General features: G+C 34.9%; 25 protein-coding genes and 1 rRNA gene. 12 read left to right on the top strand and 14 right to left on the bottom strand.

The window, feature by feature from the left end:
- Positions 1–19: 19 nt before the first annotated feature.
- A complete protein-coding gene (locus tag EKL99_RS03085) occupies positions 20–340 on the top strand; it encodes a gamma-glutamylcyclotransferase family protein (RefSeq protein ID WP_126576370.1) in 321 nt (106 codons plus the stop codon).
- 60 nt (positions 341–400) lie between these two features.
- Positions 401–1,162, top strand: coding sequence for a tryptophan synthase subunit alpha (gene trpA / locus EKL99_RS03090; protein WP_126576371.1), 762 nt, complete (start codon positions 401–403; stop codon positions 1,160–1,162).
- 566 nt (positions 1,163–1,728) lie between these two features.
- On the opposite strand, the gene EKL99_RS03095 is transcribed toward trpA, so the two are convergent.
- Positions 1,729–4,428: a TonB-dependent receptor gene (locus EKL99_RS03095; protein WP_126576372.1), complete on the bottom strand. Its 2,700-nt coding sequence runs from the start codon at positions 4,426–4,428 to the stop codon at positions 1,729–1,731.
- 297 nt (positions 4,429–4,725) lie between these two features.
- On the opposite strand from EKL99_RS03095, the gene ychF reads away from it, so the two are divergent.
- The 7 genes from ychF to EKL99_RS03130 all read left to right on the top strand — a co-directional run bounded on the left by ychF (position 4,726) and on the right by EKL99_RS03130 (position 12,369).
- A complete protein-coding gene (ychF, locus tag EKL99_RS03100; protein ID WP_126463046.1) occupies positions 4,726–5,820 on the top strand; it encodes a redox-regulated ATPase YchF in 1,095 nt (364 codons plus the stop codon).
- A gap of 370 nt (positions 5,821–6,190) precedes the next feature.
- Positions 6,191–6,712, top strand: coding sequence for an NADPH-dependent FMN reductase (locus tag EKL99_RS03105; protein ID WP_126576373.1), 522 nt, complete (start codon positions 6,191–6,193; stop codon positions 6,710–6,712).
- A gap of 156 nt (positions 6,713–6,868) precedes the next feature.
- On the top strand, positions 6,869–8,731 hold the full coding sequence (locus EKL99_RS03110; protein ID WP_126463051.1) for a DNA topoisomerase IV subunit B: 1,863 nt from the start codon (positions 6,869–6,871) through the stop codon (positions 8,729–8,731).
- An 11-nt stretch (positions 8,732–8,742) separates the two neighbouring features.
- Complete coding sequence (locus tag EKL99_RS03115; protein WP_126553547.1) at positions 8,743–8,928, top strand: hypothetical protein; 186 nt, start codon at positions 8,743–8,745, stop codon at positions 8,926–8,928.
- 50 nt (positions 8,929–8,978) lie between these two features.
- The gene (locus EKL99_RS03120) at positions 8,979–9,428 is read left to right on the top strand and encodes a DUF1016 N-terminal domain-containing protein (protein ID WP_126553545.1); all 450 of its coding nucleotides are present in this window, start codon (positions 8,979–8,981) and stop codon (positions 9,426–9,428) included.
- Positions 9,429–9,505: 77 nt separating this feature from the next.
- The gene (locus tag EKL99_RS14605) at positions 9,506–9,646 is read left to right on the top strand and encodes a PDDEXK nuclease domain-containing protein (RefSeq protein ID WP_231507362.1); all 141 of its coding nucleotides are present in this window, start codon (positions 9,506–9,508) and stop codon (positions 9,644–9,646) included.
- A gap of 32 nt (positions 9,647–9,678) precedes the next feature.
- Positions 9,679–12,369, top strand: a complete 2,691-nt coding sequence (locus EKL99_RS03130) for a DNA gyrase/topoisomerase IV subunit A (RefSeq protein WP_126576374.1) — start codon at positions 9,679–9,681, stop codon at positions 12,367–12,369.
- A 41-nt stretch (positions 12,370–12,410) separates the two neighbouring features.
- Here the strand turns inward: EKL99_RS03130 and EKL99_RS03135 are convergent, their stop codons facing one another.
- The 7 genes from EKL99_RS03135 to EKL99_RS03165 form a co-directional block, all read right to left on the bottom strand.
- Entirely contained in the window at positions 12,411–13,181 is a 771-nt protein-coding gene (locus EKL99_RS03135) for a TerC family protein (protein WP_126463058.1), read from the bottom strand.
- Between the two features lie 33 nt (positions 13,182–13,214).
- Positions 13,215–13,589, bottom strand: a complete 375-nt coding sequence (locus EKL99_RS03140) for a DNA topoisomerase IV (RefSeq protein WP_126463060.1) — start codon at positions 13,587–13,589, stop codon at positions 13,215–13,217.
- 161 nt (positions 13,590–13,750) lie between these two features.
- Entirely contained in the window at positions 13,751–14,323 is a 573-nt protein-coding gene (locus tag EKL99_RS03145) for a pentapeptide repeat-containing protein (RefSeq protein ID WP_126463062.1), read from the bottom strand.
- A complete protein-coding gene (locus EKL99_RS03150; RefSeq protein ID WP_126463064.1) occupies positions 14,323–14,544 on the bottom strand; it encodes a DUF6095 family protein in 222 nt (73 codons plus the stop codon). Before EKL99_RS03150 ends, EKL99_RS03145 begins: the two co-directional genes overlap by 1 nt.
- Positions 14,545–14,600: 56 nt before the next feature.
- A complete protein-coding gene (gene murQ / locus EKL99_RS03155) occupies positions 14,601–15,413 on the bottom strand; it encodes an N-acetylmuramic acid 6-phosphate etherase (protein WP_126463066.1) in 813 nt (270 codons plus the stop codon).
- Positions 15,414–15,568: 155 nt separating this feature from the next.
- Positions 15,569–16,237 carry a ZIP family metal transporter gene (locus EKL99_RS03160; protein ID WP_126576375.1) on the bottom strand — a complete coding sequence of 223 codons (669 nt, stop codon included), beginning with the start codon at positions 16,235–16,237 and terminating at the stop codon, positions 15,569–15,571.
- Positions 16,238–16,325: 88 nt separating this feature from the next.
- Positions 16,326–17,090 (bottom strand): class I SAM-dependent methyltransferase, encoded by a 765-nt coding sequence (locus tag EKL99_RS03165; protein ID WP_126463070.1) that lies wholly within the window; start codon positions 17,088–17,090, stop codon positions 16,326–16,328.
- Between the two features lie 95 nt (positions 17,091–17,185).
- Between EKL99_RS03165 and EKL99_RS03170 the strand changes: the two genes are divergently transcribed.
- Entirely contained in the window at positions 17,186–18,361 is a 1,176-nt protein-coding gene (locus EKL99_RS03170) for a class I SAM-dependent RNA methyltransferase (protein ID WP_126463071.1), read from the top strand.
- A 56-nt stretch (positions 18,362–18,417) separates the two neighbouring features.
- Positions 18,418–18,654, top strand: a complete 237-nt coding sequence (locus tag EKL99_RS03175; RefSeq protein WP_126463073.1) for a hypothetical protein — start codon at positions 18,418–18,420, stop codon at positions 18,652–18,654.
- 100 nt (positions 18,655–18,754) lie between these two features.
- Here EKL99_RS03175 and EKL99_RS03180 read toward each other — a convergent pair whose 3' ends face one another.
- The 4 genes from EKL99_RS03180 to EKL99_RS03195 form a co-directional block, all read right to left on the bottom strand.
- The gene (locus EKL99_RS03180; protein ID WP_126576376.1) at positions 18,755–19,576 is read right to left on the bottom strand and encodes a DUF6048 family protein; all 822 of its coding nucleotides are present in this window, start codon (positions 19,574–19,576) and stop codon (positions 18,755–18,757) included.
- Complete coding sequence (locus EKL99_RS03185) at positions 19,548–20,069, bottom strand: DUF6452 family protein (RefSeq protein WP_126576377.1); 522 nt, start codon at positions 20,067–20,069, stop codon at positions 19,548–19,550. The genes EKL99_RS03180 and EKL99_RS03185 overlap by 29 nt, the downstream gene beginning before the upstream one ends.
- A gap of 81 nt (positions 20,070–20,150) precedes the next feature.
- Positions 20,151–21,566, bottom strand: a complete 1,416-nt coding sequence (rlmD, locus tag EKL99_RS03190) for a 23S rRNA (uracil(1939)-C(5))-methyltransferase RlmD (RefSeq protein ID WP_126576378.1) — start codon at positions 21,564–21,566, stop codon at positions 20,151–20,153.
- A 613-nt stretch (positions 21,567–22,179) separates the two neighbouring features.
- Positions 22,180–24,339: a TonB-dependent receptor gene (locus tag EKL99_RS03195; RefSeq protein WP_126576379.1), complete on the bottom strand. Its 2,160-nt coding sequence runs from the start codon at positions 24,337–24,339 to the stop codon at positions 22,180–22,182.
- Between the two features lie 532 nt (positions 24,340–24,871).
- Between EKL99_RS03195 and EKL99_RS03200 the strand changes: the two genes are divergently transcribed.
- A complete protein-coding gene (locus tag EKL99_RS03200; protein WP_126576380.1) occupies positions 24,872–25,222 on the top strand; it encodes a hypothetical protein in 351 nt (116 codons plus the stop codon).
- 54 nt (positions 25,223–25,276) lie between these two features.
- Here EKL99_RS03200 and EKL99_RS14865 read toward each other — a convergent pair whose 3' ends face one another.
- Both EKL99_RS14865 and rrf read right to left on the bottom strand, forming a co-directional pair.
- Positions 25,277–25,441 (bottom strand): DUF4372 domain-containing protein, encoded by a 165-nt coding sequence (locus tag EKL99_RS14865; protein ID WP_370453898.1) that lies wholly within the window; start codon positions 25,439–25,441, stop codon positions 25,277–25,279.
- A gap of 242 nt (positions 25,442–25,683) precedes the next feature.
- Positions 25,684–25,793, bottom strand: a 5S ribosomal RNA gene (rrf, locus tag EKL99_RS03210).
- Positions 25,794–25,939 lie beyond the last annotated feature (146 nt).

The raw sequence follows: 25,939 nt of genomic DNA on the forward strand, positions 1-25,939 counted from the left end.
CATTTTAAAAATAGAAACTATGGAAAAATTATTCGCTTACGGCAGCTTACAAAATGTGGACATACAAAAAGATCTTTTTGGACGTATTCTTGAGGGAACGCCTCAAACACTAATTGGTTACATCATAAAAGAAATCCAAATTGAAGAAGAATTTGGATTAGTGCACTACCCCATTATTACAGAAACCCAAAAACCGGAAGACACCATCAACGGAATGGTGTATTCCGTTTCTTCACAAGAACTTCGCCAAACGGATTTGTACGAAGGATTGCATTACAAACGTGTTGAAGTGCATTTGCAATCCGACCAAAAAGCTTGGGCGTACAGCGCCGCTATCTAAACATTCCAATTAAAACTCCAAGGTAAAAAAGATCCTAAAATAGAATAAAAAAATACGACAATGAACCGAATAAATCAAAAACTACAAGACACTAAGAAGATCCTTTCCATCTATTTCTCGGCAGGATATCCCAACCTTAACGATACCGTACAAATCATCCAGGATTTAGAAAAAAGCGGGGTGGATATGATTGAAATAGGATTGCCGTTCAGTGATCCATTGGCTGATGGACCAACGATTCAAGCCAGTTCCACACAAGCATTGCACAACGGAATGACGACACAAGTTTTGTTTTACCAATTAAAAGACATTCGTAAAACAGTATCTATTCCTTTAGTGATTATGGGGTATTTCAACCCAATGTTACAATACGGAATCGAGAATTTCTGCCAGAAATGTGCGGAGATTGGCATTGACGGGTTAATCATTCCCGATCTTCCGGTTGATGTCTATGCAGATGAATATAAATTAACTTTCGAGAAATACGGATTGAAAAATATATTCTTAATTACACCACAAACTTCTGACGAGCGCATCAACTTTATTGACAGTGTATCTGATGCATTTATTTACATGGTAAGTTCCGCGAGCGTTACAGGATCACAATCCGGTTTTGGAAGCGTTCAAGAAGACTATTTCAAACGCATTACCAAGATGAATCTGAAAAACCCTCAAGTAGTAGGTTTTGGCATCAATAACAAGGAAACCTTTAATCAAGCCACTCAATTTGCCAAAGGAGCAATTATAGGAAGCGCTTTCATTCAGCATTTAACTGAAAATGGTACCGGTAAAATCGAGGAATATATAAACGCAATTCGATAACTAATTTCTTTTATATAAAATCAAACGGCGTTTACAGTTCCTTTAAACGCCGTTTTTTTTAGGATCATTTAGTTAAGTACATGACAAAAAGTAAAACAGATTGTTTTCTAAAAACTTAAATCCTGTTAAAATAAATTTTGACAAGTAATCAAATCCATATTTAAAAACGTTTACTGCTCTTCTTCCATGTTTTTTTTTATTATTATTTGGATGTTTTCATCTAAATAGTCACAAATTTTATAACACCATACAAAAGCAATGATTGTCAAAGAAAATAGTTTCTCTAATCTTTCTAAATCGGATACATGAGTAGCCTTTTTTGTTTATATTTTAAAAAGGAGAAACCTGTGGAACTACCTCTTTTTAAGGAGCAGACAAAAAAATATTTTTCACTTGATGAAAGGCCCAAAAATTGATTTTTTTGAGCTATCGTGCAACTACATAAATGCGAATTAAATACCTAAAAATCAATTTAATAAAACAAAAATAATCCTTTGTTCTATTAATTATTAGTACCAAAAAGGGCTGTCGATTGACAGCCCTTTATAATTAATTAAATACTTAAATTAGAATTTATAGTTTAATGATAAATTAAACATTGTTCCTAATTGGCTAAAGTGGTATCCATCATACGTCATTTGAGAGTAACGTTGGTTGAAAGTAATCAAGTTAGACTGATTTTTTACTTGAGCAGGATCGTTTAAAAGTTCTACACCCTTAGCATTTTCTGCTACAAATTTCCATTCAGGAAGTACATTCAATAAGTTGTTTACATTCAATGCCAAAGTTAATTTTTCGGTAGCAGAAAAAGTAACTCCTAAATCAGTAATAACTTTTGGAATAAACTCCGTTTTTAAATTAGCTTTTAAATAATTTGCAGAGCCAACTGGAGCATTCGGATCATTTGTAGCTAAGCCATCTTGATTAAAGGTACTTTTTCCAAAGTAAGTGTTGTTAATGGAGAAACCAAATTTTCCAATTTCATAATTCACTCCTAAAATCCATTTTGTTTCAGGTCTTGAAGTAAACATTAAAGATTCAAGTATAGGTCCAAAATTGTCTTTTTTTACAGGTGAGATTCTTTCATTTTGAAAAGTAATATTTCCAGATAAATTGAATCCAAGTTTTCCAGATCCCAATAGAAGGTTGTTGTAATTAGCAACTACATCTAAACCTGAAGTTCTAGAGTCAAATGAATTTTCAAACCAAGCTACATTTCCAAAATCAGTATCCTTTCTGTCACCTAAAACGATTCTGTCTTCCACTTTAATGTTATAGTAATCTACTGTGAAATTAAAATTTTTCGTTGGTTTTGCTCCAATTCCGATAGTGATATTTGTTGATTTCTCAGCATCTAGCGGATCAATTTCTAATTTACGTGCTTGTGGTGAAACGTTATTTATAATTCCACTAACTTGAATTCCTTGTCCAGGAAGGAATGAATACTGCGATTTTTGAGTATAGATTTGGTGTAATGTAGGTGCTCTAAATCCAGTAGAAATAGACCCTCTTAATGTAATTTTGTCATCTAAAAATTTATATCTAGAACTTAATTTCCAAACTGTTGCACCACCGAAATCGCTATAATCTTCATAACGAACAGTACCATTAATTAAGAAATCTTTGGTCACATCATAAGCAAGGTCAAAATAAGCTCCTAAATTATAACGATTCCATGATCCTGAATTTTCAGGTCGATTACCTGCAAATGAATCAGCTCCCATGCCGTCCCAAGATGCTTTATCTCCTTCAATTACTTCAAAAGTTTCTGTTCTCATCTCAGATCCAAAACCAATACTAACTTTGTCAGATAATATTTTAGAGACATCTAAGTTTCCTACAATATGATTGAAAGCAGTCCCTCCTGGTTTGAATGATATTGGGCTGTTGTCTCTGTAAACTTGAGCACCATTTCCATCTACAATGTTAGATCTATTCTGTGAGTTGTTTACAGTATATGATTGGGTGTTACCACCTACAGTAATACTCGCGTCAGTATTCCAGTCATTTTTAGTTGATTTGTAACCTAATGTTCCGTTATAGTCATTTAAATCCCCTTCAAAAGTAGGAACATATCCTTGGTAAGAAGCTGCAGTACCGTCACCAAATAAGTCTTTCAAATAAGGTGCAGATGCTAATGTTATCCAATATGGAGTTCTGTAGTTAGCAAATGAATTTACTTTTTTGTAAACATAAGCGGCATTGTAATACAATTGAGATGTTTCGCTTAATTCACTTCCACCATTTACTAAGAATTTTGCAGCAGCAGTTTCAGGTGAACCATTAATATTCCCTGCATCTGGTTTTTTAGCTAAAAATGCCTGAACGTCTGATAGAGAAGCCCCAAAATCTGCTGCTTCACCAGCGGCATCTACAGTCCCTGGTCTGTTAGATAAATTAACTTTCGAAAAATCAATAGTATAATTTATAAATCCTTTTTCTCCTACCGTTGTTCCATTATTTAAACTTACACCTAGCATTTCGCCGTCACCAGCAGAAGTCATTCCACTTCTTACTGTTACTGATCCGTCACGTGTTCCTTTTTTTAAGATAATATTCATTACCCCTGCAATTGCATCAGAACCGTATTGAGCCGATGCACCATCACGAAGTATTTCCACTCTTTCGATTGCATCAGTAGGAATAGCAGAGATGTCAGCACCTGTTTCACCACGTCCCGGAGAGGTTTGTACATAAAGTAAAGAACTTAAATTTTTACGTTTCCCGTTGATAAGGATTAACGTTCTACTCGGTCCCATGTTTCTAATCTCATACGGATCCAGTAATGAAGTTGCATCATTTACCGGAGTCTGAACGGTGTTGAACGATGGAATCTTGTATTGTAAAGCTTTGTCAAAAGAAGCTTGCCCTGTTGAGGCTAAATCCTTTGCAGAAATAACATCAATAGGTAATGCTGATGTGGTATTACTTCTTGGCGCAGTTCTGCTTCCAGTAACTACAACTTCATTTAGATTTTGTCCGCCTTCTTCTGATAAGACAACATTCAGCACAGCACTTGTAACTGCTTTTTCTAATTTAGCAAAACCTACATAGCTAAAAACTAAAGTAGCCCCGTCTTTAACTTTTATCTTGTATGCTCCATTCATATCAGTAGAAACCCCATTTTGAGTACCCTTTTCAACAATGTTTACACCAGGCAAAGCATTCCCGATGTTTTCTTTTACAACACCCGAGACTTCTTTTTGTGCAAAAAGAAACGAGATGTTTAATAGAAATAATAATAATAATAATGCAAATTTTCTCATAATAAGTTTTGTTTGATTTTTGGTTTGGTTTTAAATCGATCGCAATATAATTTTTTTTAACAAAATATTAGTAAATTTTTCGTTTTTTTATAAAAAATATTTCAGATACGTTTAATCTGAAATTTTACTTATTTAAACATTTTTAAAATCTTATCTTTGCATACTTTTAGCGGTAGCTACTAAATTTTACGTTTAGCGTGTCATTCAAAAAAAGCATTACAAAATCGTGATGAAATCTGTTCAAAAACAGCAAAAGTGACGATACTATACTCCATTAAAAATAAATATTATCTACATATGAAAGCAGGAATTGTAGGATTACCAAATGTTGGAAAATCAACATTATTCAATTGTTTATCCAATGCAAAAGCGCAAAGTGCCAACTTTCCTTTTTGCACCATCGAACCCAATATAGGTGTTGTAAATGTTCCGGATTCCAGAATGGAAAAACTGGAAGAATTAGTAAAACCAGAACGCGTGCAAATGGCAACTGTCGATATCGTTGATATTGCAGGATTAGTAAAAGGAGCTAGTAAAGGGGAAGGTTTAGGAAATCAATTCCTTGGAAACATTAGAGAATGTAATGCGATCATCCATGTTTTGCGTTGTTTTGATAACGATAACATTGTTCACGTTGACGGAAATGTAAATCCTATCCGCGACAAAGAAACCATAGACATCGAGCTGCAATTGAAGGATTTGGAGAATGTTGAAAAACGCTTAGAAAAAGTAAATCGTGCCGCTAAAACGGGAAATAAAGAAGCACAAACCGAAAAAGCTCTTTTAGACCGAATCAGAGAAACATTGCTTCAGGCAAAATCAGCAAGAATAGTAATTCCTCAAAACAATGATGAAGAGGTTTTGATGGAAGCGTTTCAGTTAATTACAGCAAAACCAGTTTTATACGTCTGTAATGTTGATGAAAACTCAGCAGTAAATGGAAACAAATATGTGGATCAGGTTCGGGAATTGGTCAAAGATGAAGATGCGGAAGTAATTATTCTTTCGGTTGGTGCTGAAGCTGATATTACCGAATTAGAAAGCTACGAAGAGCGTCAGGTTTTTCTGGAAGATATGGGTTTAAGCGAACCCGGAGCCTCAGTCTTGATACGTGCAGCTTATAAATTATTGAAGCAACAAACTTATTTTACCGCAGGCGTTAAGGAAGTTCGGGCTTGGACTATAGATGTTGGGGCAACTGCGCCACAAGCTGCAGGAGTAATTCACACTGATTTCGAAAAAGGATTTATCCGCGCCGAAGTGATTGCATACGAGGATTTTGTACATTACGGTTCCGAAGCTAAATGTAAAGAAGCCGGGAAATTCAAAGTAGAAGGAAAAGAATACATCGTAAAAGATGGTGATGTGATGCATTTTAGATTCAACGTGTAAATAAGTCATAATGTCCAAAGTCATAAAGTCGAAAGTTAGTATTAGCTTTCGACTTTTTTGTACCCAATCCAGCTTTCCACTTCAAACGAAGTTCACTGAACTCCAATTAAAATAAAAGTTTAATGAAGTAATATTTCTCCAACAATCTCTTTTTTCTAAGACAAAAAAAGGAGCTTCCGCTGGTTACTCTTTTTGTCAAGAAAAAAATGAGATTGATCAGAAAAATGCTTTCCATTTCACTCTGGGGTAAAATTGATTTTGCAAATATCATATTTCATAGTTTCATCTTTGTTTTCAAAATGGGTCAATCTGTGGCTAATTATTTTGGAGCTGAACCAATTTTTAGTACTTTTAGTCAAAATAAAGTATCATGAAAATAATCGCTTTTGGCGCAAGCCCCAGCAAAAACTCGATCAACAAAAAATTAGCGACTTACGCAGCGAATCTTTTTGAAAATGCAGTAGTTGAGGTGCTGGATTTAAATGATTTCCAAATGCCGATATTTACCGTCGATATAGAAAAAGAAATTGGTCAGCATGAATTAGCAAAATCATTTCTGGCTAAAATTACTACTGCTGATATTCTAGTGGTATCCATGGCGGAAAATAATGGAAATTATTCTGCCGCTTTCAAAAATGTTTTTGACTGGTGTACCAGAATAAATGCGAAGGTTTTTCAGGAAAAACCCATGTTATTGATGGCTACTTCTCCCGGAGCCAAAGGTGGCGCAAGCGTTTTGGGAATTGCAAATAACGCTTTCCCCTTTTATGGCGGAAACATAAAAGCGACTTTTTCATTGCCTAGTTTTGAGGCTAATTTTGATGCGATAAATAATAAGATTTCTAATGCTGAATTAGACAATCAGTTGAAAGAGATTATCAAGATTTTTTAAATTCGAATATCAAAAATCAATTTCAATTTGAAATCTGCAATCTAAAATCGTTAATTCTAAATCGGTTGTCAATATCATTCTTAATAACTTTGATGACTTCCTGTTTTAAATTTTATCGAATTACACTACATTAGCACCAAATCCACAAAACCTACAATGTCCGATCAAAATCAATATACCGAAGACAACATTCGGTCACTCGACTGGAAAGAACATATTCGCATGCGTCCCGGAATGTACATCGGAAAATTAGGCGACGGCTCCTCTTCAGATGACGGAATTTACATTCTGCTGAAAGAAGTACTCGATAACTGTATCGATGAATTTGTTATGGGTGCTGGAAAAACAATCGAGGTCACTATCAAAGATAAAACCGTTACGGTCAGGGATTATGGACGTGGAATTCCTTTGGGAAAAGTGATTGATGTAGTTTCCAAAATGAATACCGGCGGAAAATATGATTCACTTGCGTTTAAAAAATCAGTTGGTCTGAACGGAGTAGGGACAAAAGCAGTCAATGCGTTGTCCAATTATTTTAGAGTAGAATCCGTTAGGGATGAAAAACAAAAAGCAGCAGAATTCTCAGCAGGAAACCTTGTCCTTGAAGAAGATATTATCGAAACCACCAAGCGAAAAGGAACCAAAGTTACTTTTATTCCAGATGAAGCAATTTTCAAAAATTACAAATATCGGTATGAATATGTAATCAAAATGCTCAAAAATTATTGTTACTTAAACAATGGTTTGACAATTCTTTTCAACGGTGAAAAATATTTTTCAGAAAATGGTCTGAAAGATTTATTAGAAGAAACTATTCATGCTGAGGATTTAGAATATCCTATCATTCACTTGAAGGGTGAGGATATCGAAATTGCTTTGACGCACAGCAAAACCCAATACAGCGAAGAATACCATTCGTTTGTAAACGGACAAAACACGACTCAAGGCGGAACACATTTAGCAGCCTACCGGGAAGCAATTGTTAAAACCATCAGGGAGTTTTACAACAAGAGTTTTGAAGCTTCTGATGTTCGAAAATCAATCGTTACAGCGATCAGCATCAAAGTAATGGAGCCTGTTTTTGAGTCGCAAACCAAAACTAAATTGGGTTCAACTGACATGGGATCCGAACCGGGAATGCCTTCCGTGCGTACTTTTGTAAACGATTTTGTGAAAACCAAATTGGACAATTACTTGCATAAAAATCCACCAACCGCAGAAGCATTATTACGAAAAATTATTCAAGCCGAAAGAGAGCGCAAAGAATTGTCCGGAATACGAAAATTAGCGACAGATCGTGCCAAAAAAGCAAATCTGCACAATAAAAAATTAAGAGATTGTAGGGCGCATCTCCCAGATACTAAAAACCCTAAAAATCTGGAAAGCACGCTTTTTATTACCGAGGGAGATTCTGCATCCGGATCCATTACTAAATCGCGCAATGTAAATACGCAAGCCGTTTTTAGTTTGCGTGGTAAGCCTTTGAATTCCTATGGAATGAGCAAGAAAATTGTATATGAAAATGAAGAGTTCAATTTGCTGCAAGCGGCACTGGATATTGAAGATGGCTTAGAAAAATTGCGGTATAACAACATCGTAATTGCTACAGATGCGGATGTTGATGGAATGCATATTCGCTTGTTATTGATTACTTTTTTCCTGCAGTTTTTCCCTGAATTGATAAAAGAAGGGCATTTATACATTTTGCAAACGCCACTTTTCAGGGTTAGAAACAAGAAAGAAACCATTTATTGTTACTCTGATGAGGAACGAAGAAATGCTATTGAAAAATTAAAACCAAAACCAGAAATTACCCGATTCAAAGGACTAGGTGAAATTTCACCGGATGAGTTCAAAAATTTCATAGGCGAAAGCATTCGTTTAGAACCTATTATGATGGATAAAAACACTTCGATTGAGCAATTATTGTCGTTCTATATGGGCAAGAATACGCCGGACAGACAGGAATTTATCATCAAGAATTTGAAGGTGGAATTAGATGTGATTGAGAAAATTTAAATAATTATAAAATGCCTACAAAAAGAATACTTATTCTTATTGCCCTACTATTTGTGATCAGTTTTTCAGCTACTTTTTTTATTATAAAGAGCAATGATCACAAGGAATGTGAAACAGTTGTAAAAAAAGAGTTGGATAAAAATGGAAATAGTGTCACAAAAGAAGAGCATATTTGTAAAGAAAAATATTCGTTTTAGCATTTTAAGACAAAAAATATAATTAACTACTATTCAATAGAATATATTTAATGAAAGACGAAGAAAATACAATTCCAAATAATTCTCAAAATAAAATTTTATTTTCTCAAGTGGTCACGCTGTTGCAAAATACCCGTCAACAGGTTTTACGTACCGTAAATTCAACAATGGTTTACACCTATTTTGAAATGGGAAGAATGATTGTTGAAGAAGAGCAAAGCGGAAAAGAACGAGCTGAATGCGGAAAGCAACTACTAAAAGGACTTTCTGAACAGTTGACTATTCAGTTTGGAAAAGGGTTTTCGATTCGGAATTTAGAACAAATAAAACAATTTTACATAACTTATTCAAAATCCGATTCATTGACCCGGATTTTAGAAATTCGAAATTCGCAATCACTGACTGCGGAATTCAAATCTCAAAAAGCGCAGACAGTGTCTGTAGATTTAAATAAATTAAATTATCAAAAAATTTCAGGATTCTTAAATGTTTTATACTGATTGATTTAAAAATAGGAGAATTAAAACACCAAGATTTGTGACAAATGCAAATGTATGTCAATTAAGATGACCGAGAAATGCGTTTTGAAGATGAAAATAAAACCATAGGAATTGTACTGTGCCAAAACAAAAGTGATTTGGTTTTAGAATATACTTTACCTGAAAAGAATGAGCAAATTTTTGCTAGCAAATACAAAACAATTCTGCTAAGCAGATAAGATTTAATACAATTAATTTCGGAATCAAGATAATGAAAGACGAAGAAGACGATAACATATTACCAGAAGGTCAGGAAGAAGATAATTCGATTAATGAAAATCAATCTGAAGAAAAAACCTCGAAAGGCCAGCATTTTTACGACAATCAAGAAGACGGCAACGATACCATTACCAAAGTTACGGGAATGTATAAGGACTGGTTTCTGGATTATGCCTCGTATGTAATATTAGAGCGTGCCGTACCGGCTATTGAAGATGGTTTTAAACCGGTGCAACGCCGTATCATGCACTCTTTGAAGGAGCTGGATGATGGTCGTTACAATAAAGTGGCCAATGTTGTTGGGCACACCATGCAATATCATCCTCACGGAGATCAGAGTATCGGTGATGCGATGGTGCAAATAGGGCAAAAAGAATTACTGATTGATTGTCAAGGTAACTGGGGAAATATTCTGACAGGTGATGGTGCTGCGGCTTCGCGTTACATTGAAGCACGTTTGTCTAAATTTGCTTTAGAAGTGTTGTACTCTCCAAAAATTACCGATTGGGGTGTGTCCTATGACGGAAGACGGGCAGAACCCAATAACCTGCCAGTTAAATTCCCATTATTATTAGCTTCCGGAGCCGAGGGAATCGCAGTAGGTCTTTCTACGAAAGTATTGCCTCATAATTTTAATGAATTAATCGATTCATCGATAAAAATATTAAAGGGAAAACCGTTTACTTTATATCCTGATTTCTTGACACAGGGAATTGCAGATGTATCCAATTATAACGATGGATTGCGTGGTGGACGTATCCGTGTGCGAGCCAGAATTAGTCAGCTAGATAAAAATACTTTGGTAATTACCCAGATTCCGTTTTCGACCAATACGACGACTTTGATTGACAGTATTTTGAAAGCCAATGAAAAAGGGAAAATCAAAATCAAGAAAATTGAAGATAACACCGCTGCTGAGGTCGAAATATTAATTCATCTTTTTCCGGGTGTTTCTCCTGATAAAACCATTGATGCATTGTTTGCCTTTACGGCCTGTGAAACTTCGGTGGCACCATTAGGCTGTGTGATTGAAGACAACAAACCGCTGTTTATTGGAGTCTCTGCGATGTTGAAAATTTCGACCAACAGAACGGTCCAATTACTGAAAAGCGAACTCGAAATCCAGTTGAGTGAATTAGAGGAGCAATGGCATTTTCTTTCTTTGGAACGTATATTTATCGAAAATAAAATTTATCGTGATATTGAAGAACAGACCACTAAGGAAGGCGTCATTAAAGCGGTAGATGATGGACTGAAACCCTACATTAAACACCTGAAGCGCGCCGTTACCGAAGACGATATTCTGCGTTTATTGGACATCCGAATCATGCGTATTTCTAAATTTGACAGCAACAAGGCTCAAGATAAAATTCAAGCGCTGGAAGGAGATATTGAACAAGTGAAACACGATTTAGAACATCTGATTGATTTTGCTATAGCCTATTTCACACGATTAAAAGAGAAATATGGTAAAGGGAGAGAACGCCAAACTGAGCTTCGTGTTTTTGATGATATCGAAGCCACGAAGGTAGTCCTTAGAAATACTAAATTGTACGTAAACAGAGAAGAAGGTTTTGTAGGAACGAGTTTAAAAAAAGACGAATATGTTACAGACTGTTCTGATATTGACGATGTAATTGTTTTTCTGCGTGACGGAAAAATGATAATTACCAAGGTAGATGCGAAAACCTTTGTGGGAAAAGATATCATTCATATTGCCATTTTTGACAAAAGTGATAAACGGACCATTTACAATACGATTTACCGTGACGGAAAATCAGGACCTTCTTATATAAAACGATTCAATGTTTCAGGTGTGACTAGAGACAAAGCGTATGATCTGACGAATGAAAGTACAGGATCACAAGTGGTGTATTTCTCCTGTAATCCAAACGGAGAGGCAGAAGTAATTACCATTATGTTGCGTCAGGTGGGAACTGTCAAAAAACTAAAATTCGACATTGATTTTGCGAGTTTAGCTATAAAAGGAAGAGGTTCGAAAGGAAATTTAGTCACTAAATATCCAATCAAGAAAATTGAATTAAAAGAAAAAGGAATTTCAACATTATTGCCTCGAAAAGTATGGTTTGATGAAACCGTACAAAGACTTAATGTGGATGGAAGAGGAGAACTGTTAGGCGAATTTAGACCTAATGATAAAATTTTGATCCTTTCGCAATCCGGAAAAGTAAAGGTAATTACACCAGAATTATCTACACATTTCGATGAAGATATGATCGTTTTAGAAAAATGGATTCCAAAAAAACCAATTTCAGCCATTTATTATGATGGTGAAAAAGAACGTTACTACATCAAACGCTTTTTGGTGGAAACCGAAAACAAAGAGGAAAGTTTTATTACAGAACATACTAATTCACATCTTGAAATTGTATCAACAGAGTATCGTCCAGTAGCTGAATTAGTTTTCACAAAAGTGAAAGGCGTTCAAAAAGAAAATATAACTGTAGATATAGAGTCGTTTATTGCACTCAAAGGATTTAAAGCACTAGGGAATCAATTAACCGCTGATAAGTTAAAACAAGTAAACCTGCTGGACTCTTTGCCTTATGAAGCACCGGAGGAAATTATTCCAGAAGAATTGGAAGTAAAAGGGGGAACTAATGCTGACGATTCAGGCATTCACCGCGATGATGACGGTCAGATAATATTAAGTTTAGAATAAAAAAAATGCTCCGATTTGGAGCATTTTTTTTTTATAAATAATTATTTTTTCTTTCTCATTTTCATGTTTAGAAACTCGACAGCCAATGAAAAGGCAATTGCAAAATACAAATAAGCTTTAGGAACCACTCCTACAGATTGGCCTACCAATACTGCTTCGGATAAGTGCATACTCTCCGTGATCAGCATAAAACCAATCAGAATTAAAAATGCCAAACCTAAAATCTGTATAGATGGATTGTTGTTTACAAACGTTCCAACCGGCACCGCAAACAGCATCATAACCCCAACAGAAATTAAAACAGCCGTAATCATAATATACAATGCACCTTCCAGTCCGTTAGTCATGCCTACAGCAGTCAAAATACTGTCTACGGAGAAAATAAGGTCAATCAACAAAATCTGGACAATAACGTTAGCAAATGATTTTGCCGCCGAAGTTTTTAAATTTTTTTCTTCTTCTCCTTTATGGTCTACTTTTTCGTGAATTTCCTTGGTACTTTTGTAAATCAGAAATATACCACCGGCCAATAATATCATCGCTTGCCCGTTAAAATGAGCAGAGAACCAACCCCAATCCACACTAAACCACGGTTCTTTCATTGCAATAAGAAGTGTAATCCCAAATAACAACGCAATCCGCATGAACATGGCTAGAAATAAACCAATTTGCGTGGCTTTTTTTCGTTTTTCAACGGGTAATTTTCCTGTAACAATCGAGATAAAGATGATATTATCAATACCCAGTATGATTTCTAGAAACGTCAATGTTAACAGTGCTACCCAAGCATCAGGATTTAAAAATACTTCCATTTTATGTAGTTATAATTGTTTGATTTAAAATATTTAATCCGAAATCTTTGTTACTGTTCCTCTTTGTTTGGCATCAGAACCAACCATTCCAAACTCAAAGGTATACGATTTTTTTGATGTAGTCAAAATTTTCATACCAATAGCTTTTTCTTCAGCCATGTTTTTAGGATGCAGTTTTTGCAGTACATATTCGCAATCACTGATCCAACGAATGGAAGCTGTATCCGTTTTTCCTTCAAAAGTCTCAATTTCAATACTGTCGTTGCGCTCAAAAAAAGCCGTTTTCGTAACACCGTCTACGTCATATTCAAATTTGAATTTTCCGGTTTTAAAATCTTTGCAGTTGCGCTCTGTAGTATAACAAGACAACAGCAATAGCAGTGGGAGAAGAAATATTATTTTTTTCATTTTTATTTTTTTTAGTACCTAATCCAGCTGTGCGTTGCAACTCCCAAGGCTTAATTTTTTTTTCTATTGACAAAAAAGGAACTTCTTATAGTCGTTCTTTTTAGTCAAGAAAAAATAGCTTTAAGCCTTGCTTGGTTTTCACTTCCATCTGGGGTAGTAGATTATTGTATTTTAATATCATATTTGTCCAGAAGACCAATAATTCCTTGTGTCGAAAATTTTGCTTTTTTCATCGGATTGAATTCGGGATCAATTTTAAAATCAGTTGCTTTTGAAAAATCGGCTCCAGCTAATTGCGTATTATTAAAAACAGCACCATCCAGATTGCTATTGTCAAAAACGGAACTCGTAAGATTGGTCCCAACAAAACCTACTTCTCTTAACGAACAGGAAATGAATTTTGTCTTTGGCATTTTTTTATTGGCAAACGAAGAATAATCCAAAACACATTCCTGAAAACTGACATTAAACAAGAAATCATCACATTCTTCAAATTGAATTCCAAGTAATTTACAGTTTTTGAATTGTATCCCTTTTAAGCTTGCTCCTGATAATTTAGTCATCGCAAGATTGCAATCAATAAACTCGCAATCCATGAAACTGCTATAAGAAAAATCACTATTGGATAAATCGCAGTTTCTAAAAACGCAATCCTCAAATTCTCTGTTATTCACTTTTTTATCGACGTAAATAATTTTTTCGAATGTTTTTTGAACGTGAATTAGGTTTTCCATTAGTCATTAAATAAACTTTTCATAATTGTTTTTAGTCCCAAATACATCAAATACATTGCACTGATGCAGGTAATGATACCTATTGCTAAAACTAAATAGTGCCAAACATTGTGTTGATTCATAAAAGCATTAGTAATGACAATTGGACCAATAAACAGCAAAGGCAAAGCACCTGCCAAATATTTAATTCCTTTAGATAAAAGTTCTTTGTTGGTTGCCATTTTTCTTGTTTATAGGTTTACTCTTCAAAGGTAATCGATATGTTGAAAAACAAGTGTTACTTTTTGTAATTATCAACTGCTTTTCGCACACTTCCGTGTTTTTTTAATAATTCGGCAGCTTCTTTATAGGAAACAGAAATTTCTCCCAGTATCATTTTTATGCCACGATCTATGAGTTTGCTGTTGCTCAGTTGCATGTCGACCATTTTGTTGCCTTTTACTTTTCCCAGCTGAATCATAGTGGCTGTTGAGATCATGTTGAGTACCAGTTTCTGTGCCGTACCTGCTTTCATACGGGAACTTCCAGTTACAAATTCGGGCCCAACAACTACTTCTATAGGGAATTTTGCGGTTTGCGAAAGCGGACTTCCTGCATTGCAAGAAATACTTCCTGTAGTAATATTATTTTCGTTGCAAGTTTGCAATCCTCCAATAACATAAGGTGTTGTTCCGGAAGCTGCTATTCCTATAACTACATCATCTTCATTTACCTCGAAAGCTTTTAAGTCTATCCAAGCCTGAGTTGTATTGTCTTCGGCATTTTCTACGGCTTTGCGGATTGCGGTATCTCCACCAGCAATAATCCCGATTACTAAATTGAAAGGGACTCCAAAAGTTGGTGGACATTCCGATGCATCAAGAATCCCGATACGACCGGATGTTCCTGCGCCAATGTAGAATAATCGTCCGCCGAGTTTCATTTTGGTAACAATTTCAGTCACTAAAGTTTCTATTTGTGGCAAGGCTTTTTCTACGGCAAGAGGAACGGTTTTGTCTTCCTGATTGATATTAGAAAGCAATTCCTGAACCGACATTTTTTCTAAATGATCGTATTTTGAGGATTGCTCGGTGGTTTTTTTGAATTCCATATTTATTTTTTTTGAAGGGACAACTCGCGAGGTGCCCGTACATTTATTTCTTGCGTGAGGGATAGAAGTGGAAATCCTTTTTTATGTAGCGACAGCGGAATAAAAAAGATTGCAACATATAGCCCGACCCTTGCGGTCACGCCCAAATTGTAAAATTATATAAAATACGCCAGCGCAATTCCTATCACGATCATGGAAACTTTGGCGATGTTAAACTTGTGTCCTTCACTACTTTCAAAAATAATGGTGGAAGAGATATGGAATAATATCCCAATTACAATGGCTGTGATTTCAGTATAATAATCGTTTAATATGGGCAAATAATCCGACAGAACAGTTCCCAACGGCGTCATGACTGCAAAAGTGATCATGAAGAAAAAGATAGCCTTTTTATTCAGGTTTGAATTGATGAAAAAAGTAGTCAAAATAATGGCTATAGGCAAATGATGAATGGCAATTCCTACCGCTAAATCATGATGATGGCTTACCGGGAATCCTTCCAGAAAGGCATGAATGCAAAGACTGATAAACAATAACCACGGGATTTGGGTCATGGTTTCATATCCGTGTACGTGTCCGTGCTCAGCACCTTTTGAGAAAAATTCCAATATAATTTGGAACAATATTCCAAGCATAATAAAGAGTCCGATAGTTGGATTTACAATTTCATAAACTTCTGGCAACAAATGCATTACGGTCAAGGAAAGCAGAAACGAACCACTAAAGGCCAATAGTAATTTTAGATTGGTTTTATTTTTTGGTTTTAAAACCAAGGCGATACTATATCCTATAAGTACGGAAAGTAAAGGTAAAAGGTAATTCATATTCTTTGTTGAATCGTTTATTTGTTGATTTTCTTCCGGTTTATTTTTTTGATTAACCTTATAAACGATTAACCAATTAACCCAACAACTATTTGAAAATCATGATTAGTCGTTCACTATCTGTTTTATGGAATTTTTTTAATTTGTAATCGCCAAAAATATCTAACAAATAAATACCGGCTTCTTCCATTAACATCTCAAAATCTTTTAGGTTTAATGCTTTAACTTTTTCGGTAAAGTGAAACTTTTGTCCTTTGTCTTCAAATTTAATTTCTTTATACAGATATCCTTCTTTCAGATAACGGTTCATGTGAAAATCGATTCCTTCGACCGTTTTAGTTTCTTCGGGAACCAGTGTTTCGATAACTTGGGTGACGTTCATAAAGTCAATCACAGCAAATCCATATTCCGATAGGCTTTCTTTGATTGCGATTAGCGTAGTCAGGTTATCTTGGTCATTTTCGAAATAACCAAAACTGGTAAATAAATTAAAAATGGCATCGTATTTTTCATCAAAAGGTTCCCGCATATCATGTACTTTGAAATGAAGGGTTTCATTTGCATTTTTAGTAGCTTCGGCAATGCTGTTTTCTGATAAATCCGCACCCAAAACCGTAAAACCTAATTGATTCAAATAAATAGAGTGTCTGCCTTTGCCACAGGCTAAATCCAATACATTAGCTTTTTCAGGCAAGTTGAGATAATGCGTCAAATTATCCATGAAAATCTGTGCTTCTCTATAGTTTCGGTCTTTGTACAGAATGTGATAATACGGAGTGTCAAACCAGGAAGTATACCAGTTTTCAGTTGATTTAAGTTGGTTTTCAGTTGGCGGATTTTGTGCTGCAGACATTTATTCTTTTTCAATTAATTCGATTGATGCAAATTTAGTGTATTTTTGCCAAATATAACGATAACAATTTCCCCTTTGAGGGGTAAAGGGCGCAAATGGAAAATAATTATAAAATGATTGCCAAAACCTTTTTTGGTTTTGAAGAAATATTAGCAAAAGAATTGCAAATCCTTGGTGCACAAAACGTAGAGCAAGGTGTGAGAATGGTAAGTTTTAAAGGCGATAAAGGGTTCATGTACAAAGCGAATTTATCTTTGCGCACGGCTTTGAAAATCCTAAAGCCAATTTATTTTTTCAAGGCTAATAATGAACAGGCTTTATACAAAGGAATTTCGGGAGTCAATTGGTCTAAATTGATTGGTGCTAATCAGACTTTTGTGATTGATACCACCGTGCATTCAGAATATTTTAATCACACGGAATTTGTTTCTCAAAAATGTAAAGATGCAATTGTGGATCAGTTCAGAGAGAGAACTGGGCAACGACCTAGCATTGATAAAGTACATCCTGATTTGAGAATCAATATTCATATTGATAAAGACCAGGTTTCAGTAGCACTGGATACATCAGGTAATCCGTTGAACCAACGTGGATATAGAACTGCTACCAATATTGCTCCTATCAACGAGGTTTTGGCTGCAGGAATTTTACTGCTTTCTGGTTGGGACGGTCAAACGGATTTTTTAGATCCAATGTGTGGTTCCGGAACATTTCTGGCTGAAGCAGCAATGATTGCCTGTAATATTCCGGCAAATATCAACCGTAAGGAATTTGCTTTCGAAAAATGGAACGATTGGGACAATGATTTGTTTGATAGTATTTCAGACAGTTTACTAAAACGCGTTAGGGAGTTTCATTACACCATAAAAGGCTATGATAAAGCACCAAGTGCCGTTCAAAAAGCCAAAGACAATATCAAGAATACCAATCTGGAGGAGTATATTTCTATCGAGGAACAAAACTTTTTTGATACCGAGAAGTCTTCCGAAGGGAAACTTCATATTGTTTTCAACCCGCCGTATGATGAGCGATTGGATATTCACATGGAAGAATTCTATAAAAACATTGGCGATACTTTAAAGAAAAACTATCCTGGCACGAATGCCTGGATGATTACAGCAAACTTGGAAGCTTTGAAATATGTAGGGCTAAAACCTTCCAGAAAAATTAAACTTTTCAATGCCGGCTTAGAAGCCCGTTTGGTAAAATACGAAATGTATGAAGGCAGTAAAAGAACAAAGTTTCAGGTAACAACTGATAATGCTGAATAAACTAGTATTCTGTTTTTACTTTCGACCTTTGAATTTAAAATTTTAAAACTTAAAAAATGACTAAATTACAAATACGAGCATTCTTATATCAATTGGGATGTTTTGCGATTTTATTTATTTCTGCGAGATATGTAGTGGAACATTACACGAATTTAACCGGATTATGGATTCCGTTAACTGCATTTGTCATAGGAACACTTTTATCACCAAAATTCCATGCGATAAAAACCAAAGACGGAGAGAAATTATTCATGAAGTGGATTTTGATGAAAGGAATTAAGGAAATAGGATAGTTTAGAAATCCTAAGACATTCTATTTTTAAAATAGTGACCGCTAATTTGCCAATTTTTTGCACTAAATAAAAATTAGCGAATTAGCGGTTATTTTTTTTTCTACTTTTTTGGGACTGCAAAAGGTGCTACTTTTTTCTTATAAATAGGGACAAAATACGTCACCGTATAATTGAATCCTACTCCAAAACTGCCATCATAAGTTCTGTTGAATCCGGGAATATATAAGTTAGAGAAATTTTCCGGTTCTTTATTGGTTACTAATCGGTTCAATCGAAGGCTGAATCCCATAAATACGTTGTCAAATACTTTAGCTTTTATTCCAGCCACCACTTCAATCCAGCTGGCGGATAGTCCACTGAACTTTTTGCCGGATACAATTTCCGGGACTTCACCAAAATAAGGGTTTGCATTGTAGATGCGATAGCTGTTTAATTCCTGATTAAATGTGCTAAAACCGTAGCGCATTCCTATAGAAATCACATTTTCCATATCCAGCCAGTTTTCATAAGCATTATAATCAAAACCGGCTTTTATGTAGGAACCTTTGGTGGTAAAATTGACGCGATCATCAGCTGTAGTTTTATTTTCATTACCAATTTCGGCCGCTAAAAAATATTTTTTAGTCAACCTATAGTCGGCTACAAATTCAATTCCCTTATAATTTTGGTCGTATAAAGCTCGCGTCAGTTTGAATAAATCAACTCCTACACGTATCCCATAGCGATCTGTTTTTATGGGAATCGAATCGTTATTTTTTGGTTCCGTATTGATTCCAACCCGCTGCAATGGAGTTTCGGGAATGATTTCATCTGTTTGGGTAGTTTTCGTGCTATCTTTCACAGGTGTTTTCTCTTGCGCTTGCATCAAAGTCAACGACAACAGGAGACCAAAACTAAAAAAAGATCTTAATGTGTATTTCATTTTCATTTTCGATGTTACTTCTTTCAACCGATATAAATTGTATCCATTTTTGATTTGCCGTTGTTGCATCAGTATGTGTATATGGATTTGTTGGATCCAATGTGAATATTGTTTTGTAGCCACAGGCTCTGGAGACAAAAAGTTCCTGTGTAGTATACTTAAATTGTATATTATCTTCATCAACCAATGCTGAATTAGGATTTCCAGAGTTCAGCGTAAAACTATAACTGGTGCTAGTTTTGGCTGTTTTCAATGGAATCGAAATCTTATTTGCACTTGTAGTTTGGAGACCATTAAAAACAATTCCATCCGTCATTCCTTCACCAACTACTTTTAGATTTGTTACATTTTTTAGAACAGAAGGATTTGAAAAATCATAAAACTCTATCACTAATCTTGGAGTAGTTTGGGTATTTGCATCACAAATATCATCTTTCTCACAACTGGAGAAAGCGAAAACGAAAAACAATAACAATACAAATGTTTTTTTCATATAATACTATTCAGTGTTCAGTGTGCCGTTTTTAGTGTTCCGTAATTTAAGTTCTGAATACTAAAAACTGCAAACTGACCACTATTTTCTTCTTTCTAAAAGTACAACATTCTCTACATGATGTGTTTGTGGAAACATATCCACAGGACGTACCCGGGTCACTTTGTATTTCTCATCCATCAACGCCAAATCACGCGCTTGTGTTGCCGAATTACAACTGACATAAACTACTTTATCAGGCGCAATCTTCATGATTTGTTCAATTACGTCTTTATGCATTCCGTCTCTTGGCGGATCAGTAATAATCACATCAGGGTGTCCATTTTGTGCTATAAAACTATCGTTGAAAACCACTTTCATATCACCTACAAAGAACTCACAATTAGTAATTTCATTGCGTTCCGCATTTAATTTGGCATCTTTAATGGCTTCTGGAACACTTTCAACTCCAATAACTTTTTTGGCATTCTTAGATACAAACTGTGCAATTGTTCCAGTTCCGGTGTATAAATCGTACACAATTTCGTTTCCGGTAAGTCCGGCAAAATCGCGCGTTATTTTATACAATTCATAGGCTTGGTCAGAATTAGTTTGATAAAAAGATTTGGCGTTAATACTGAATTTCAATCCTTCCATTTCTTCCAAGATGTAATCTCTTCCTTTATATAATTTAATATCGGTGTCGTATAAAGTATCGTTGGCTTTATTATTGATAACGTATTGCAGCGAAGTGATTTGCGGGAATTTCTCGTAAAGATGATCCAGAAGTAATTCTCTGTTGGTTCTATCGTTTTCGAAAAACTGGATTAAAACCATGATTTCACCTGTAGAAGCGGTTCGCAACATCAGCGTTCTAAGCAAACCTTCATGTGCTCTTGGATTAAAAAAAGTCAGTCCATGCGCATTGGCAAAGTCTCTTACTTCGTTTCTAATGGCATTCGATGGATCTTCTTGCAAATGACATTTGTTGATGTCCAGAATTTTATCCCACATTTTCGGAATATGAAAACCAAGTGCGTTTCTATTTCCTAGATCTTCGGTGCTGCCAATTTCCGCTTCGGTCAACCAACGGCTGTTCGAAAATGAAAATTCCATTTTGTTTCTGTAAAAAAATTGCTTTTCCGAACCAAGAATTGACTCAAATTCAGGAAGTTCTATTTTTCCAATGCGTTGCAAATGATTTTTCACTTCGTTTTGCTTGTAATATAATTGTTGGCTGTATCTCATATTCTGCCATTTACAACCGCCACAAACACCAAAATGCTCGCAAATAGGTGCAACACGATGCTCCGAATATTCATGAAAATGAACTGCTTTTCCCTCGTAATACGCCTTGCGCTTCTTAAAAGTTTGCACATCAACCACGTCACCCGGAACCACATTCGGGATAAAAACTACTTTACCATCGGGAGCCTTTGCTACCGATACGCCTTTTGCACCAGCATCAAGGACTTTTATTTGATGAAAGACAACTTTGTCTGTATTTTTCTTTGCCATAGCGCAAAAATAAGCGTTTGATTGGTTTTATAAATTCAAATTAGCAACTATTTTTAATAAGAAGTGTTTTTTATTGGCGTAACATTCTGTTTTAGACAATAACTTCATTTTTTTGCACTTATTACTGTTGATTAAGATAAATTTTGGGTTCTCTTTTTCAACATAAATGTACTTATTTAGGTGGGTAGTAAAAATTGATTTTGTAGATTTTTTTCAAAATAACCATCCGTTAGTTTTGCAAAAAGTTACTATTCAAAAAATACGCGATGTTGATTTTAATGCTCTTTCCTAAAAAACCAACTTACGCATCTTTAATTATTAATCCATCAAGCTAAAATATTTAATCCAGCAACTCGAAGAAGATGACAAACAAACCATCTTTAAACTCATTGAAAAGATGCTCATCAATAAAAAATTCAAAGACTTTTTTGCTAAAAATGTATCAACGCTATAAAAACCAAAAGCCATTCCGTAATGAAGTGGCTTTTTTATTTTACTTGATTCAGTTTTCGGGCACAGATTGCAAATCTCCGCTATCGTTACCGACATATCAGAGTCATCAGGGGTAATATCCAGACGGTTCGTGTGATTAATTTTGTTTTCATTTGGTTTTTTACAGCTTAATTTTTATTCCACCGTTTAAAATAAATCCGTCTGTTGGCGTGTAAACTTCCCTAAATTGTGGGTTTTGAATTGTCCCAGAATACATGTTTTCATTTCTCGATTGTCGACTGTCCAAAAAGTTCTCAAGGTTCAAAAATAAACTAAAATACTTGAATTTGTATTCTCCTGAAACTCCCATAACCCAATAATCCCTAACTTTTTCGTTGTTTGTCAAATACTGATTTCCAACATAAAAAACCTCGTAAGCAATTCGCAATTTTTCTTCCCATTCATACATTACGTTTGCGTTTATTCGATGTTTTGCCGTTAATGGATTTATGGTTGAATTATTATCAAAATTTTTCTGAGCGTCAATGTAAGTGTAGCCAATGTAACAAGAAATATCCTCAAAACGAAGCTTTACGTTTGTTTCAAAACCTTTGGTTTCTATATTTCCGTTGGCATTTTCAAAGGCATAATTTACCGTCAGGGGAACTGGATTAAGAACCAACGGATTTTTGATAATGGTGTAAAAAAACATTTGATTAATGGCAAAACTTACTTCATCAAAAATGGTAGTTTTGTAATTAATATCAGCATTTAATCCATACGATTTTTCAGGATTTACTTTTGAAAAGTCAAGTGAATTTATATTTTGAAATGATTTTTCTTCGGTTTCTTCCGAGAAAATGGTAGGTGATTTGTAACCTAAACCACCGCCAAATCGTGAAGATAATTTTTCGTTGATTTTATATAATAATGACAGACGAGGCAAAACAAAAACATTGCTTCTGTTTGTAATGTCTAAACGCAATCCACTTTCCAAAATGAATTTTTCGGTTATGTTCAGATTGTTTTGAGCAAAAACACCAAAGGCAGCATTGTAATAATCTAACTTGTCAGCCACTAAATTCATTTGTTTAAAATTATCCGAAACTAAATTCGCTCCCAAATTCCATTCTGATTTTTCGTTAGGGATTAAATAATTGGCTTCTGTAAAAGTAGCTACTTGTTGCCCTTCAAAATTATAAGTTTGTTTTTCTATTTTTCGGTTAAAATATCCAACGCTATTTTTAATTGTCAATATATTTTTATTGTCAAATGTTTTTTCAAATTTTGCTTGTGTCGAATATCGATTACTGTTATTTCGCTCAAAGAACGTATGCGTAGCATCTGATTTGTTATCAATCACTTGCATATCTCCTCCAATTCGTTTTTCAAATCCTGCATTTACACCTAAACTAAATGTTGTTTTTTCGTTTGGATAATAGAAAAATTTTGGACTTATGGTATATCTGTCAAATTTTGGAATATCTGAAAATCCGTCATGATTCACATCATAAGCATTTTGAGAATTGCTCGAAACATACATTGTAAGTCCTGATTTTTTGTATTTATCAGCATAAAAACCGCTTAAATCTAACGCTTGTGTTTGATTTACGTTCGCCAAAAATGAAATTTCTCTTTTATCAGTAGGCTCTTTTGTAATCAGGTTTATTAATCCCGCAATTGCTCCACCCCCGTAAAGGGTCGATGTTGAACCCTTGATAACTTCTACACGCTTTAAATTGAGTGGCGGAATCTGTAAAATACTCAAGCCACTTGCAAAACCCGAGTACAAAGGAAATCCGTCTTGTAAAAGTTGCGTATATTTTCCGTCTAATCCTTGAATGCGAATACTTGCACTTCCCGAGACTTGGGAAGTTTGTTGGGTTTGAATTCCTGTACTTTCGGTAAGTAACATTTTGATATTTCCGGGTTGCATTGAAGATTTTTCTTCTAATTCGCCCGCTGCAATCGCTTCGATTCGAGTCGGAGTGTTTTTTATTGTTCGGCTACTTCTTGTTGAGGTAACTTTAACTTCTTCTAATTCTTCCGATGTTGGTTCAAGAAATATTTCAATGGTTTCATTTTGAGGAAATAAAATATTTCTTTCAATTTTTCGGTAACCAAAAGAACTGAACACAATGGTTTGTTTACCGTTGGGGATGTTTTCAAGAACTACAAATCCTTTTTCGTCAGAAGTTGAGCCTTTTTGAGTTCCATTTAAGAATACAGAAACGCTATCAAGGGCTTCTTTTGTTTTTTCATCTTTGATAATGGCTTTAAAAGTGTTTTGGGCTGTTGCTAAAAATGGAAATAGCAAAAGAATGAATATTATTTTTTTCATTTTTGATTTAAATAGAATTGTTCTGAAATAGTAAAACTGGCAACTGCGTAGCAATTGCCAAAAAAAGTCAAATCAAAAAATCATCAAATCAAGTAAGAAGAATATAGGATAAAAAGCCTATCCGGTTTTGAAAAGAAAGAGCTTTTGTAGAATGAATTGCATTTTGATGCAGGTAGAATTACACTTAAATGGCATTGAATTGGCGTATCACAATTAATGTCGCAATTCGGAATACTTTGTGTTACGCTGTTTGCAAGGGTTATGTTACTAAATTGTTGAATATAGGCGTGACTTTCATTTTCAAAATTAGACTTCTCCTCGGTATCCGAAAATTCAAATACGGTGTTGATATAGCAACACGATATCAGAATTAGAAGTACTATTTTAATGTATCCTTTCATCGTTGCAAATGTACAAACAATAATTTTGTTTTTTTGGGATTGATGTACTCTTTTGTCGGTTTATCTATTTTTTATACGGTTTCGAATCATTTCACACAACTAATATATAAACGTCATATATTTGCAAAGCAATGAAATTTTCAACACTCATATTAGCAACAATAATTTTATTCCTCCCTATTAAGCCAGCAATAGATCTGATTTCATTGCAAAATAACAATGAACAAACTTGTTGTGACGGACAATCCAAACCGATTGCTGACAACGAAAAATCATCCAGCCAACAAAAACAAAAAGACGACCGTTCGGGAAAATCTTGTAATCCTTTTCAAGTTTGCAGTTCTTGTGTGTTGCAATGTTCTACAAATCAACTTGCTGAAATATCTAAACCTGAAATTTCAACTAACCAAAATTTTACTTACCAATCAGTTTTTACTTCTCAATTCGCAGCTGACTTCTGGCAACCTCCTAAAATTGTTTAACAATATTAAATTAAACTTTTGCTCCGACAACTTCACTCAAAGAATTACACTTTTCTAAACAACAAAAACCATACTAAACAAATGATCCTTCCATTTGAAATGCTTGACATACCTATCGGAATCATGCTTTTTAACAGCTTTCTGAATCATTGAATCATCTATTAAAGAAATCAACTGTCCGAAAACAGATTTAGTCGAAAAATACTTATTTTTACCCATCGTTATTTGATTTTTGCAACTCAAAATTACGATGATTTTTAAGAAGCCATTAATTTGGCTTCTTTTTTATCGGACAACAATGAAACAAAACAAAAAAAAACATAATTTTTTAAAACAAAAAACCCCTATTCCTATCGGAATAGGGGTTTTCAAAGAAAGGCGACGAACCGAGCCCGCAGGGCGAACACGTGGTATCTATAAACAAAAGAACCCCAGTCTTTTCAGACTGGGGTTCAAATAAAGAAAGGCGACGACATACTCTCCCACATAACTGCAGTACCATCTGCGCAGGCGGGCTTAACTACTCTGTTCGGGATGGGAAGAGGTGAGCCCCGCCGCAATAACCACCTTAAGAGGTTATAATTGCTTTGGGCAATTATTGTAATGTTGTTTATATCTTATAAACATCAGTTACATAATTTCTTAACATACTGAGATAAAGAAAATAAAAAGTATTAGAAAGTTTCTTCCTGCCGATTGCTCGGCAGGAAAAGCGTA

It is taken from the genome of Flavobacterium sp. ZB4P23 (genome assembly GCF_003970375.1).
GTDB lineage: Bacteria > Bacteroidota > Bacteroidia > Flavobacteriales > Flavobacteriaceae > Flavobacterium.

Bases quoted from the DNA above. Each gene is read 5' to 3' on its own strand.
- EKL99_RS03195 (WP_126576379.1), bottom strand. From the start codon at position 24,339: ATGAAAAAAATAATATTCATTCTTTTGCTATTTCCATTTTTAGCAACA.
- trpA (WP_126576371.1), top strand. From the start codon at position 401: ATGAACCGAATAAATCAAAAACTACAAGACACTAAGAAGATCCTTTCC.
- ychF (WP_126463046.1), top strand. From the start codon at position 4,726: ATGAAAGCAGGAATTGTAGGATTACCAAATGTTGGAAAATCAACATTA.
- EKL99_RS03095 (WP_126576372.1), bottom strand. From the start codon at position 4,428: ATGAGAAAATTTGCATTATTATTATTATTATTTCTATTAAACATCTCG.
- EKL99_RS03170 (WP_126463071.1), top strand. From the start codon at position 17,186: ATGGAAAATAATTATAAAATGATTGCCAAAACCTTTTTTGGTTTTGAA.
- rlmD (WP_126576378.1), bottom strand. From the start codon at position 21,566: ATGGCAAAGAAAAATACAGACAAAGTTGTCTTTCATCAAATAAAAGTC.
- murQ (WP_126463066.1), bottom strand. From the start codon at position 15,413: ATGGAATTCAAAAAAACCACCGAGCAATCCTCAAAATACGATCATTTA.
- EKL99_RS03165 (WP_126463070.1), bottom strand. From the start codon at position 17,090: ATGTCTGCAGCACAAAATCCGCCAACTGAAAACCAACTTAAATCAACT.
- EKL99_RS03110 (WP_126463051.1), top strand. From the start codon at position 6,869: ATGTCCGATCAAAATCAATATACCGAAGACAACATTCGGTCACTCGAC.
- EKL99_RS03185 (WP_126576377.1), bottom strand. From the start codon at position 20,069: ATGAAAAAAACATTTGTATTGTTATTGTTTTTCGTTTTCGCTTTCTCC.
- EKL99_RS03115 (WP_126553547.1), top strand. From the start codon at position 8,743: ATGCCTACAAAAAGAATACTTATTCTTATTGCCCTACTATTTGTGATC.
- EKL99_RS03175 (WP_126463073.1), top strand. From the start codon at position 18,418: ATGACTAAATTACAAATACGAGCATTCTTATATCAATTGGGATGTTTT.
- EKL99_RS03150 (WP_126463064.1), bottom strand. From the start codon at position 14,544: ATGGCAACCAACAAAGAACTTTTATCTAAAGGAATTAAATATTTGGCA.
- EKL99_RS03200 (WP_126576380.1), top strand. From the start codon at position 24,872: ATGAAATTTTCAACACTCATATTAGCAACAATAATTTTATTCCTCCCT.
- EKL99_RS03130 (WP_126576374.1), top strand. From the start codon at position 9,679: ATGAAAGACGAAGAAGACGATAACATATTACCAGAAGGTCAGGAAGAA.
- EKL99_RS03180 (WP_126576376.1), bottom strand. From the start codon at position 19,576: ATGAAATACACATTAAGATCTTTTTTTAGTTTTGGTCTCCTGTTGTCG.
- EKL99_RS03135 (WP_126463058.1), bottom strand. From the start codon at position 13,181: ATGGAAGTATTTTTAAATCCTGATGCTTGGGTAGCACTGTTAACATTG.
- EKL99_RS03105 (WP_126576373.1), top strand. From the start codon at position 6,191: ATGAAAATAATCGCTTTTGGCGCAAGCCCCAGCAAAAACTCGATCAAC.
- EKL99_RS03160 (WP_126576375.1), bottom strand. From the start codon at position 16,237: ATGAATTACCTTTTACCTTTACTTTCCGTACTTATAGGATATAGTATC.
- EKL99_RS03145 (WP_126463062.1), bottom strand. From the start codon at position 14,323: ATGGAAAACCTAATTCACGTTCAAAAAACATTCGAAAAAATTATTTAC.
- EKL99_RS14865 (WP_370453898.1), bottom strand. From the start codon at position 25,441: ATGGGTAAAAATAAGTATTTTTCGACTAAATCTGTTTTCGGACAGTTG.
- EKL99_RS14605 (WP_231507362.1), top strand. From the start codon at position 9,506: ATGCGTTTTGAAGATGAAAATAAAACCATAGGAATTGTACTGTGCCAA.
- EKL99_RS03085 (WP_126576370.1), top strand. From the start codon at position 20: ATGGAAAAATTATTCGCTTACGGCAGCTTACAAAATGTGGACATACAA.
- EKL99_RS03120 (WP_126553545.1), top strand. From the start codon at position 8,979: ATGAAAGACGAAGAAAATACAATTCCAAATAATTCTCAAAATAAAATT.
- EKL99_RS03140 (WP_126463060.1), bottom strand. From the start codon at position 13,589: ATGAAAAAAATAATATTTCTTCTCCCACTGCTATTGCTGTTGTCTTGT.